The 11,275-nt window shown below is 72.3% G+C and carries 11 protein-coding genes; 4 read left to right on the top strand and 7 right to left on the bottom strand.

Annotated elements, in window-relative coordinates:
* Nucleotides 1-222 precede the first annotated feature (222 nt).
* The 3 genes from STRAU_RS20885 (at nucleotide 223) to STRAU_RS20875 (ending at nucleotide 3,292) form a co-directional block, all read left to right on the top strand.
* Nucleotides 223-1,203, top strand: a complete 981-nt coding sequence (locus STRAU_RS20885) for an ArsR/SmtB family transcription factor (RefSeq protein ID WP_016642360.1) — start codon at nucleotides 223-225, stop codon at nucleotides 1,201-1,203.
* Nucleotides 1,204-1,388: 185 nt separating this feature from the next.
* Entirely contained in the window at nucleotides 1,389-2,426 is a 1,038-nt protein-coding gene (locus STRAU_RS20880) for a glycoside hydrolase family 6 protein (protein WP_016642359.1), read from the top strand.
* A 107-nt stretch (nucleotides 2,427-2,533) separates the two neighbouring features.
* Nucleotides 2,534-3,292, top strand: a complete 759-nt coding sequence (locus tag STRAU_RS20875; RefSeq protein WP_016642357.1) for a 2-phosphosulfolactate phosphatase — start codon at nucleotides 2,534-2,536, stop codon at nucleotides 3,290-3,292.
* 59 nt (nucleotides 3,293-3,351) lie between these two features.
* On the opposite strand, the gene glxA is transcribed toward STRAU_RS20875, so the two are convergent.
* The 7 genes from glxA to STRAU_RS20840 all read right to left on the bottom strand — a co-directional run bounded on the left by glxA (nucleotide 3,352) and on the right by STRAU_RS20840 (nucleotide 10,491).
* Nucleotides 3,352-5,331 carry a radical copper oxidase GlxA gene (gene glxA / locus STRAU_RS20870; protein WP_016642356.1) on the bottom strand — a complete coding sequence of 660 codons (1,980 nt, stop codon included), beginning with the start codon at nucleotides 5,329-5,331 and terminating at the stop codon, nucleotides 3,352-3,354.
* A gap of 4 nt (nucleotides 5,332-5,335) precedes the next feature.
* Complete coding sequence (locus STRAU_RS20865) at nucleotides 5,336-7,147, bottom strand: glycosyltransferase family 2 protein (RefSeq protein ID WP_016642355.1); 1,812 nt, start codon at nucleotides 7,145-7,147, stop codon at nucleotides 5,336-5,338.
* 426 nt (nucleotides 7,148-7,573) lie between these two features.
* Nucleotides 7,574-8,224, bottom strand: coding sequence for a TetR/AcrR family transcriptional regulator (locus STRAU_RS20860; protein ID WP_016642354.1), 651 nt, complete (start codon nucleotides 8,222-8,224; stop codon nucleotides 7,574-7,576).
* Complete coding sequence (locus tag STRAU_RS20855; RefSeq protein ID WP_016642353.1) at nucleotides 8,221-8,931, bottom strand: DUF4166 domain-containing protein; 711 nt, start codon at nucleotides 8,929-8,931, stop codon at nucleotides 8,221-8,223. Before STRAU_RS20855 ends, STRAU_RS20860 begins: the two co-directional genes overlap by 4 nt.
* Nucleotides 8,928-9,665 carry a hypothetical protein gene (locus tag STRAU_RS20850; protein WP_016642352.1) on the bottom strand — a complete coding sequence of 246 codons (738 nt, stop codon included), beginning with the start codon at nucleotides 9,663-9,665 and terminating at the stop codon, nucleotides 8,928-8,930. Before STRAU_RS20850 ends, STRAU_RS20855 begins: the two co-directional genes overlap by 4 nt.
* Before the next feature lie 188 nt (nucleotides 9,666-9,853).
* On the bottom strand, nucleotides 9,854-10,150 hold the full coding sequence (locus STRAU_RS20845; protein WP_016642351.1) for an MTH1187 family thiamine-binding protein: 297 nt from the start codon (nucleotides 10,148-10,150) through the stop codon (nucleotides 9,854-9,856).
* Nucleotides 10,147-10,491, bottom strand: a complete 345-nt coding sequence (locus STRAU_RS20840; protein ID WP_016642350.1) for a DUF3817 domain-containing protein — start codon at nucleotides 10,489-10,491, stop codon at nucleotides 10,147-10,149. Before STRAU_RS20840 ends, STRAU_RS20845 begins: the two co-directional genes overlap by 4 nt.
* Nucleotides 10,492-10,635: 144 nt before the next feature.
* Here STRAU_RS20840 and STRAU_RS20835 point away from each other — a divergent pair, with 144 nt between their 5' ends.
* On the top strand, nucleotides 10,636-11,274 hold the full coding sequence (locus STRAU_RS20835; RefSeq protein ID WP_063890369.1) for an AIM24 family protein: 639 nt from the start codon (nucleotides 10,636-10,638) through the stop codon (nucleotides 11,272-11,274).
* Nucleotide 11,275: the final 1 nt, after the last annotated feature.

Raw genomic sequence — 11,275 nt, 5'->3', positions numbered from 1 at the left:
CCGCCGCCGGTCCCTCGCCGGGCGCCGCCGCCCCGCCCGGTGGCTTCGCACCCGCACCCCGCGCCCCCGGCGCGCCCTCCGCCCCGGCCCCGCTCGTTCTTCCCTTGGTCATGCCGACACCCTGGCGGTGCCCTCCGGCGGCTCCTAAAGTTTCGGCTGCTGCCGAATCCACGGCAGGAGCGCGTCGCGCGGCGGCGGGACGGAGAGTGACGGAGAGCCGGTATGCCCTTCCAGCTGCACTTCGGGGAAGGCGACCTCTTGCGGTGCCGGTTCGCGGTGTCGCCGTTGTGGGAGACGCAGGAGGCGGTGCGCACGCTGAAGCGGCCCGAGCGGCACGGGTATCACCCGCGGTGGCTGCGCGGGATCCGGCAGGCGGCCGCGCGGCTCGACCTGGAGGACGCCTGGCTGCTGATGCCGTCGCGGGGGCACAGTCCGGACTTCCTGGGGCCGCCGCCGCTGGGGCCCGCGGCGAGCTTCGAGGAGGAGATCGCGGCGGTGCGCGCGGCCGACCCGGACGCCGCCCGGGACGACATGGCGCGGGCCCTCGCCGAGACGCCGGGCGCCGCCGAGAGCGCGACCGGACGCCGGCTGCTCGCCGAACCGGCGCGCGCGGTGGGCGAGTTGGCGGACGCCATGGAGGCCGCCTGGCACGCCCTGGTCGAGCCGTACTGGCCCCGCCTGCGCGCCCTGCTCGAAGCGGATGTGGCGTACCACTCGCGGCGGCTCGCCGAGGTCGGCCTCGGCGCCCTGCTGCCGGAGCTGGACCGCCGCCTCGCCTGGGACTCCGGGACGCTGACGGCGCGGTGGCGGGGGCGGCACTCGCGGCACCTGGACGGGCGCGGCCTGGTCCTCATGCCCAGCGTCTTCAGCTGGCCCGACGTGATCAGCGGCTACGACCCGCCCTGGCAGCCGACCCTGGTCTACCCGGCCCGCGGCCTCGCCGGCCTGTGGTCCGCCCCCGCGGACCGCGCCCCCGACGCCCTCGCCCGGCTCCTCGGCCGCAACCGCGCCGCCGTCCTGACCGCCCTGGCCGAGCCCGCCGGCACCTCGGCGCTCGCCGGCCGCCTGGCCCTGGCCCCGTCCTCGGTCTCGGCCCATCTGACGGCGCTGCGTGACGCGGGCCTGCTCACCTCGCGCCGGTACGGGCACCAGGTCCTGTACGAGCGCACCCCGCTGGGCGTCGCCCTCGCCACCGGCGACTGAGCCAGGGCGGGCCGGGCAAGGACGACCGGGCAGGGACGACCGGGGGCCAAGGCGTCCGACACGGCCATCCCGGCACCGACGACCGGCCCCGGCGGTGTCGCACACGAGGGCGATAGATCCCTTATGTCACGATTACGCACGACTCGCCTGCCCGTCTGCCCGTCACCGTCGCCCAAGGGGTCTGGATGCACCGGCTGCTCCGCACGTTCACGGCACTCACGGCCGCCGCGGCCCTCGGTCTCACGGCGGGGTGCTCGTCCGGGTCCGACGCGGGACCGGGCAAGGAGAAGGAGAAGAAGGACGAGGCGACGGCCGCCGCGAGCCCGAAGGCCGCGCGCCCGGCACCGCACCGCTTCTGGGTGGACCCGCAGAGCGAGGCGGCACGCCAGGTCAGGGAGTGGCAGCAGGAGGGCCGCGCCCAGGACGCCGAGGCGCTCAAGAGCATCGCCGACCAGCCGATGGCGGTGTGGCCCGCCGGTGACGACCCGGCGCCGGACATCGAGAAGGCCACCGCGGGCGCGAAGGCCGACGACCGCACGGCGGTGCTCGTGGCCTACAACATCCCGCACCGAGACTGCGGCCAGCACTCCGCGGGCGGCGCGCAGGACGCGGCGTACTACCGCCAGTGGCTCGGCACGTTCGCCGACACCATCGGGAACAGCAAGGCCCTGGTCATCCTGGAGCCGGACGCGATCCCGCACATCGTGGACGGCTGCACCCCCGCCCAGTACCACGAGGAGCGCTACGAGCTCCTGTCGGAGGCGATCGAGCGCCTGAAGCGGCAGCCGAACGTCAAGGTCTATCTGGACGCGGGCAACCCCGGCTGGATCAACGACCCGTACCAGCTCACCCTGCCGCTGCAGCGGGCGGGCGTCGCACGGGCCGACGGCTTCTCGCTCAACGTCTCCAACTTCCAGGGCGACGCGACCGTCAAGGCGTACGGCCGCAAGGTCTCCGCCACCGTCGGCGGCAAGCACTTCGTGATGGACAGCAGCCGCAACGGCAGGGGCCCGCTCGCCGGCGACCGGCAGGACGCCTGGTGCAACCCGCCGGGGCGGGGCCTCGGCACGCCGCCCACCGACCGCACCGGTGACCCGCTGCTCGACGCCTACCTGTGGATCAAGCGGCCTGGCGACTCGGACGGCCCGTGCCGCGGCGGCCCGGCCGCGGGCCAGTGGTGGCCCGACTACGCGCTCGGGCTCGTGCGCAACGCGAAGGCGTAGCCGATCTGATGGCCGAGTGGACGGTGTGTGCAGGTCAACTCGCCCGTACGGAAAGGGCTCCGGCCCAGCTGGCCAAAGCCCTGCCGTTGCTGGCAGCCTGAGGGCGCATGGGGCGCGAAGACTTCTCTCAGGCGGGCTACGGCGTGCGGTTCGAATGGGGCACGGCCGGAGCGAAACGTCTGGCGCCCACCGTCTCCAGCCTGGTGATCGTCGACGTGCTCTCGTTCTCCACCTCGGTGTCCGTCGCCGTGGAGTCCGGCTCCCGGGTCTTCCCGTACCCGTGGCGCGACGAGAGCGCCACGGCGTTCGCCCGCCAGATGGACGCCCGGCTCGCGGTGGGGCGCCGCGCGGTCACCGCGACCAGCCCCTGGTCGCTGTCCCCGGCCGCGCTGCGGCGCGCCCCGCTCGCGCCGCGCCTGGTGCTGCCCTCGCCCAACGGCTCGACGATCGCCGCGTCGGCGGGCGGCGTGACCCTCGCGGTCGGATCGCTGCGCAACGCCACCGCCGTCGGCAAGTGGCTCACCGGCCGGGGCCACGGCACGCCCGAGCACCCCGTCGGGGTGATCGCGGCGGGCGAGCGCTGGCCCGACGGCACGCTGCGGCCCGCCCTCGAAGACCTGCTCGGCGCCGGTGCCGTGATCGCCGCGCTGCGCGCCCGCGGCGGCACGGACCTGTCCCCGGAGGCCGACACGGCCGCTTCGGCCTTCGTCGCGGCCGTGGACGTGGGGCACGCCGTCGCGTCCTGCTCCTCCGGCCGCGAGCTGTCCGACGGCGGCTACGCGGAGGACGTGGAGATCGCCACGGAGCTGGACGCGTGCGTGGTGGTGCCGGTGCTGACGCACGGGGCGTTCGTCGCGGCCGACTGACCGGCCCCGCACGGCAGCCGGCCGGCCTCGCGCGGCACCCGGCCGACCGCCCTCGCGCGTTACTTGACGTGCACCCACTTCGCCTCGGACGAGGCCCCGTCCGCGTCCGTCACGAACAGCATGTACCAGCCGGGCGGCACCAGCGCCGTGTCCTCGCGCGGCACCTCCACGGTCACCGAGCCCGGCCCCTTGGTGAGCCCGAGCGCGATGGACCGCTGCTCCACGTCGGTGGTGTGCGTGACGGCGCTCGGCCGCATCAGCCGGGCCGAGACCAGCTTCTCCGGGTGCTCGGTACGGAACGTCGCGCGGCCGTCGGCGGGCAGGTCCCGGGGGCCGACGCCGAGCACGGGCCGGTCCTTGCCCGCCTTGTGCAGGGAGGGCGGGGTGTAGATCTCCATGCGCTGCTCGAAGTGGCCGAGCTTGGTGTTCTGCTCGTTGTCGAAGAGCGGGTCGGAGCCGAAGGTGGCGACGCGCCCGTCGGGCAGGAGCAGCGCCTCCGAGTGGTAGTTGCGGCCGACCCGGGGCGAGGCGGCGTCGCGGAAGGCGCCTTGGCCGGCGTTCGCACGGGGGTCGTAGAACTGGGCCTTGAGGATGTTGCTGCCGCTGCGGCCGCGGTAGTCGGAGGAGCCGTTGGTGGTGAACACCGAGTCGTCCGGCATGATGACGCTGTTCAAGTAGCGGGTGCCCTGCGGGAGTTCGGGCCCGGTCTTGAAGGCGGGGTTGTCCTGCCGCAGGTCGATCACGGCGGTACGGCGGGTGGCCTTGTCGGACTCGCCGACGCCGCCACCGCCGAGGATCATCACCTTCTGGTCCTGGGCGGGCGGCAGCAGGACGGACGCGGACGTCTCGGTCTGGTCGAGGTCGGTGAGGCCGGGGACCTTCTCGAACTTGTTGGTCTTCGGGTCCCACAGGCCCGGCTCCCGGCCCTTGGTCGCGGGCCCGTAACCGGCGTTGGACGCCGGGTAGAAGAGCTTGCCGCCCTTGGTCAGGAAAAGCGCCGGGTAGGTGGGGAAGTACCGCTTGGGGCCGTCGGTCCAGCGCTTGGTCTTCGGGTCGTAGATCTCGTTGTCGCCGGGGTCGACGACACCGACGTCGTCGAGGCCGGACACGGCGAGCACCCGGCCGTCCTCCAGGCCGACCAGCGTCGGGTACCAGCGGGCCTTCTTCATCGGCTCCACGGCGACGTACTTCTCGGCCTCCGGGTCGAATTCGTACGCCGCCTTGATGCCCTGGAAGTCCTGCTTGTCCATGGTGAGCTTCTCGGCGATGCCGTACGTGTTGTCGGCCTCCTTGCCCCTGAGGCCCTCGATCTCGTACTGCGCGGACTCCTCCGTCACCGCCTCCTCGCCGTCCTGCAGCGCCTCCACGAAGACCCGCGCCTCGCTCGCGACGACCTTCGTCTTCCAGGGCTTCATCGCACCGGCCTTGGAGTACGTGATCTCGTAGTCCCGTTCGGCCTTGGGGACCTTCACGTCGAACTTGCTGACGTACTCGATGCCCGAGGGCGAGCGGAACTTGGTGCCCTTCTTCAGGACGACGGGCGCGTCGGGGTTCTCGTTCTTCACCCGCATGCCGCCGCCGGCCCGCTCCACCTCGCCGTCGAGGAGTTCGTAGCGTGCGGTGCCGCCGGCCACCAGGAGGCGGCCGTCGGGGAGCTGGGCGTGGCCGGAGCAGAAGAAGTCCTCGGGGGTGGGGATCTTCTTGAAGGTGTTGTTCTCCGGGTCCCACAGCACGGTGTCGAAGGACCCGGCGTCGAATTTCTTCTGCTCGTTCCCGGACCCGGCGACGATCAGCACCTTCCCGGTGTGCAGCAGGGCCGCGTGGATGGCGTTGGTGCGGTACTCCTTCGGGATGCCGACCTGCTGCCACGACCCGTACTTCTTCTTGTAGCCGGGCTGCGCGATCTTGTACTCGTAGTACTTCTCCTCGGCGAAGGACACGGCGGCGGGGGCGTTGAGGCCGATGAGCACCGCGCCCGCGCCCACGCCGAAGGCGATCTTCTTGGAGCGCTTGGAGAGTTCGGGGAGCCGGTAGGGCATGGCGTCAGTTACCTCCAGTCGTCGTGCCGGTGGCGAAGGCGGGCTCCGGCTCGCCGTCGGCGGCCGCGGCCCGTTCCTTGATCCGCTGCCGGGCCGCCGCGCGGACCTTGCGCGTGCGGCGCTCCTTCACCTCGGTGAAGCCCCACACCGTGACCGGCGCCAGCGAGATGGCCATGGCGAGCACCGCCCAGGTCCGCATCGCCACATGCGTGTGCCCGAGCACGAACGACGCGACGAGCGAACTGGCGAGCAGCACCGCCCAGAACAGATGGATGCGGAAGGTCAGCAGCCGGTCGGCGGTGACACCGCCGCCCTTGGGTGTGACGACGAAGCGGCTCGGGCGGCGCAGCACGGCCGAGCCGAGCGACTTGGCGTAGATCGGCGCGGACAGCGCGGACATCGCCATTCCGGCGAGGCCGCCGGAGCCTTCCGGTTCGTGCGGCGAGACGTTGTGCCGCCGGTTCCACAGGTACAGGCCGATCTGCAGGGCGGCGGCGTCGCTGTAGAGCATCAGCCACACGGAGGCCGCGACCTGGGTGCCGGACGCCCCGAACCACAGGAAGAGGACGCAACTCAGAATGCCGAGCAGCCAGTTGACGGCCGTCATCGGGTAGTAGACGAGCATCAGCGTGTACGAGAAGAGGCGCCCGGGCGGCATGCTGAAGGGCGCCTTCCAGTACTGCTTGAAGAGCGTCTCGTAGGTGCCGCGCGACCAGCGCATCTGCTGGGTGAAGAAGTCCGTCCAGGAGGCCGGGCCCTCGCCTACGGCCAGCACGTCCGGGGTGTACACGGACCGCCAGTGCCGGCCGGTGCGCGGGTTCTTGTGCCGGTGCAGTTCGAAGCCGGTGGCCATGTCCTCGGTGATGGAGTCGTGCAGGCCGCCGATCTGGCGCAGGGCCTCGATGCGTACGACGTTGTTGGTGCCGACGAACATGGGCGCGCGGTAGCGGTTGCCCGCCCGCTGGATCAGCGCGTGGAAGAGGAACTGCTGGGACTCGGCGGCCTTGGTGACCGGTGAGGTGTAGTTGCCGTACACCTGCGGGCCGACGACGAAGGCGACGTCCGGGTCCCGGAAGAACCCCATCATCCGCTCCAGGAAGGCGGGCAGCGGCACGTGGTCGGTGTCCACCGAGGCGAAGAAGTCGTAGTCGCCGCCGTGCATGGCGAGCCAGGCGTTGTAATTGCCGTGCTTGGTACGGGACTTGTGCGGGCCCTTCTTGCGGTTCCACTCGGGGACGCCGAGCCGGGTGAAGTGGCGTACGCCGAGTTCCTCGCAGAGCGCCTTGGCCTCGTCGTCGTCCCCCTCGTCGAGCAGCCAGACGTCGAGGGTGCCGGTGTGGTGTATCCGTACGGCGCCCTCCAGCGTGGCGCGGACCATGGCGAGGGGTTCCTTGCCGGGGACGTACGTCGTCAGGAAGGCCACGCGGGTGCCGGGCTCGGGCACGACCGGGACGGGGTCGCGGGCGACCATCGTGGCGTGCGCGATGGACACCACGTTGACCAGCATGAACAGTTCGATCAGGCCGATCGCCAGGAGCATCGTGACGTCGAGGCCGATCAGCCAGCGGTCGCCGCCCTCACGTTCCGTCCAGTGGGTGGGCCAGACGAGGTACACGAGGAGGGCGCCGGTCAGGACGGGGGCCAGCGTCATCAGCAGGACGGCGCGTATTCGGTGGGGCTCGCGGGCGAGGAGTGGTCGGTACTGCACCCGGTAGCCGCTGTGGGCGCCGCCGGTGCCGCCGCCCGTGCCCTCCGGCTCGGTGAGCGGTCCGGCGAGCCGGCTGTGGGTGTCGTAGTCGTAGCCCTCCGGCCGCACAGCGCCCTCCAGGTGATCGAAAAAGCCGATACCCCCACAAAAGTGGAGTTTTCCCGGCGTGTCGAACCGGACGCGTCCGTGCGAGCGGTTTTATCCTGCGGATCGCCGCGGGGGGCGCGGTCGCCCGCCCCCACCGGGGGGTCGTTCTTCACCGCCGCTCCGCGGCGGATTTCTCCCACCCGCCCACCCGTGACTGGCACAACCGGCCCGGCGAGCGCGTCCGCGGTTCCGCCGGCCGAAGGCCCCCGGCGACTTGGTGCCCCGCGGGGGCGATCACCGTCCGGCGTCTGCGGCCAGCGGACTCCCCCGCTCCTGCTGCTCCCGCTGTGGGGTGGGCAGCTGGGCCGCCAGGGGCGGCTCCCGACCCTAAGAGCAGCCCAGGCCGACGGCCACCGTCAACCGCGGCGGCGCCCCCGCCCGGAAAGCTCAGCCGCGCGCAGCGCGCCGCAGGCGGTGGCGGACCGCGCGCTGGGCGACGGGGCCCAGCTCGTCGAGGGCCGCGGCCACCGCGCCCAGCTGCTCCAGGGCGTCCAACGCCCGCCCCGCCCCGTCCCGGTCCACCCCTTCGTACAGCTCGATCCCCACGAAGGAAGCGGCGACGGCCCGAGCGAGCCCGACCGGGTCGGCGAACTCACCGAGGGGCGACGCGGCGAGCACCCGCACCAGGACCTTCTCGACCTCGGCGACCCACAGGGAGAGCCCCGCGGCCGTCGCGGCGGCGAGCCGCGGCTGCGTCTGCGCGCCCGCGAGCAGCTGGGCGAGCACCGCGACATGCCCGGCCTCGCGCTCCTCCTCGTGCATCTCCCGCCCGAAGGCGAGCAGTTCACCGAGCGAGGAGATCGAGCCGAGCCGCTCCCGGTAGCGGTCGACGCGCTGCTCGGTCGCGTACCGGCATGCCTCGGAGAGGAGTTCGTCGACCGACCCGAAGTGGTAGAAGACGAGCGCCTGGTTCACCCCGGCGGCCGCCGCCACGGTCCGCGCCGACGTCTTGGCGATCCCCTGCCCGGTGAGCGTACGGATGGCCCCGTCGAGCAGCTTCTCGCGCGTCGCGGCGCGCGCCCGCGCCTGCGGACTCACGCGCGCACCTCCTCGCGCACGGGCCGCAGCCCGTCCCGCACCCCGCACTCCCGCACGTCGCGGTAGGTCGCCGTGAACGACCCCTCGTACCCGAAGAGCGGCCCGAAGTACCGGTTCGTGACCCGCACTTGGATGCGGAAGCGCCCCGCGCGGTCGTCGTACGACTCGCGCACCTCGGCGTCGCCGCCGATGACGTCCGGCACCCGCACGTCCACGGGGCCCTCCCGGAACCGGTGCGCTCCGGAGCGGATGACCAGCGACCCGTCGGGCCACGCGGAGAAGTGCAGGTCGCTCGCGAGGTGCTGATGGGTGCCCAGGTAGTCGAGCACGCGGTCGCCCCGGGGGCCGAGGACCATCTGGGCGTCGAAGCGCCGGGCCCGGCCGGGCAGGTGGAAGGTACGCACGAAGGTCACGGTCTCACGGCCGAACGAGTCGGCGTACGGCACGTTCTCGATGGTGAAGGGAACGTGCCGGCCCGCGCGCGGGACGAGGATGTTGCGCGTCGCGCCGACGGCGAGGAACGGCTTCACGAAGCTGCGCCCGTGCCAGATCCGGTCCATCACGCCCCGCCCGAAGCACGCCTCGCCGCTGTCGAGCCCTACGGAGAAGCGCCGTTGGAGCGCCGGGTGCAGCCGCTCGAAGTCGGCGCCGAGGACGGTGCGGAAGATCGAGGTCGAGGGCGCGGGCACCGGCGCGGGCGTGATCATGCGTGCTGCTCCTTGGGGGCGGCCGGGTGGGCGGCAGGGCTCTCGGGGGCGGTCAGGGCGTCCAGGAGGCGCGGCGCGCGCGCCCGCTCCGGGGGCGTACGCAGACAGCGCCGCGCCGCCGGAGTCGTCGGAAGCGGCGGCAGTACGAGTGCGAGCACGGCGACGACGAGGGCGGCCACCGGCCCGGCGAGCGCCCACGCGGCGGCGACGCACAGGGCACGCGCCACGGCCTCGCCGACGCCGTGGACGAGCCCGCGCTCGGGGGTGATGCCGCGCTCCAGCCACAGCCGCAGCCGGTCGAAGGACCACGCCGTCGCCCAGCCCATCAGCGGCCGCAGCACGGCCCGGTCGGCGAGCGCCCCGAAGCGCCCCCAGCGCGGCCGGTAGTCGTACCCGGTGAGGAAGCGGATGCCGTCGCCCGTCGGTACGTAGCGCCAGTAGCCGCTGCCCTCGGCGAGCAGCGAGAGCGGGTGCGGCGAGGCGAACCGGAGCGCCGAGGTCCGGGTGCCGTCGGGGCGGCGCTTCTCGCCCGCGCTGACCCCGGTCCCGGCGATGGCCAGGAAGGGCAGGACACGCGTCGCGTACCGGAAACTCTGCGGTTCCCCGGGGACGGCCGGCAGGTAGTCGATCTCCGTGAAGCGCAGGTCCCAGCGCTGGTGGAGCCCGGGCTCCTGGGTGCGCGCCCAAAGGTCGTCGATGTCGGCGCGAATCAGCGCCTCGATGTACAGGCTCACCAGGAAACCCCCACGTCAGCAAGTTTTTGAGCGACTGCTCAACTACGTGATGATCGAAACGTAGCAGGAGTTTGAGCACTCGCTCAACCCCCATCCCCCGCCCCCCGGGGGGCGCGCCCCAGGGCACCAAAAAGCCCCCGCCGACACCTCGGCGGAGGCTGGTCGGCGGGGGCTCGGGGCGGGCGGCGTCAGCCCTGGGACAGGTGCCGCTCCACGGTCTCGATCTTGGACGTCATCCCGTCCGTCACGCCCGGACGGATGTCGGCCTTGAGGACGACGGAGACGCGCGGCGCCCGCGCCTCGACGGCGGCGACGGCGCGCTTGACGACGTCCATCACCTCGTCCCACTCGCCCTCGACGGAGGTGAACATGGCGTCGGTCCGGTTGGGCAGGCCCGACTCGCGCACGACCCGGACGGCGTCGGCGACGTACTCCCCCACGTCCTCACCGACACCGAGCGGCGTCACGGAGAAGGCGACGATCACGCGTTCACGACTCCCTCGCGGCGGGCGCGGGAGGCGATCAGGGCGGCCTCGGTCTCGCGCTTCAGCTTGCGGTCGGCGAAGAAGCCGCCGGTGGGCAGCACGGAGAGCACGAAGTAGAGGATGCCGGTCTTCGCGTCCCACTTGGTGCGGTTCCAGGCGTCGAGCCAGAACAGGACGTACAGGACGAAGAGCAGACCGTGGATCATGCCCATCACCGGCACGGCGTTGAAGTCCGTGGTCCGCTTCAGCACCGAGCAGACGATGAGCAGCAGGAAGGACACGGCCTCGGGCACCGAGACCAGACGGAGGCGGCGGAGTGCGGAAGCGGTTTTGATGTCCACGGGTCACCTTCGGGGGCGGGATCGACGTCGATCTTGTGAACGGATGCACAAGCGTCCCCCATTGTGACATCAGGGAGTTTCCGGGGTTCGCTCAGGGTCCGGTGGCCTGTCCTCCGCCACCGCGCTGCGGCTACCTTCGCTCTCGTGGCTACGTTCCGATTGCAGGGCAGCAGAATGCTCGCCGTCGACATGACGGGCGACGCGGTCAAGGCGAAGAACGGCTCCATGGTCGCCTACGACGGCACGATGAACTTCAAGAAGCTGACCGGCGGCGGAGAAGGCATCCGCGGCATGGTCACACGCCGACTCACCAACGAGCAGATGACGGTGATGGAGGTGAAGGGGCACGGCACCTGCTGGTTCGCCGACCGGGCGACGGAGATCAGCCTGGTGGCCCTGCGGGGCGAGAAGCTCCATGTGGAGGCCGACAACCTCCTGTGCACGGAGGCGAGCCTGCGCACGGGCACGTCGTTCACGGGCCTGCGCGGCGCGACCCAGGGCAACGGCATCTTCACCACCACGGTCGAGGGCACGGGCCAGGCGGCGCTGATATCGGACGGCCCGGCGGTGCTCCTGCGCGTGACGAAGCAGTATCCGCTCCACGTCGACCCGGGGGCGTATGTCGCGCACCAGGGCGACCTCAAGCAGAGCTTCCAGTCCGGCGTCACCTTCCGCACGCTCATCGGCGAGGGCGGCGGCGAAGCCTTCCAGATCCGCTTCGAGGGCGAGGGCCTCGTCTATGTCCAGGCCAGTGAGCGCAACACGATCGCGGGAGACGTGTGAC

The sequence above is a fragment of the Streptomyces aurantiacus JA 4570 genome (genome assembly GCF_000414115.1).
Lineage (GTDB): Bacteria > Actinomycetota > Actinomycetes > Streptomycetales > Streptomycetaceae > Streptomyces > Streptomyces aurantiacus_A.
This window is presented reverse-complemented; position numbering and strand designations above follow the sequence as displayed.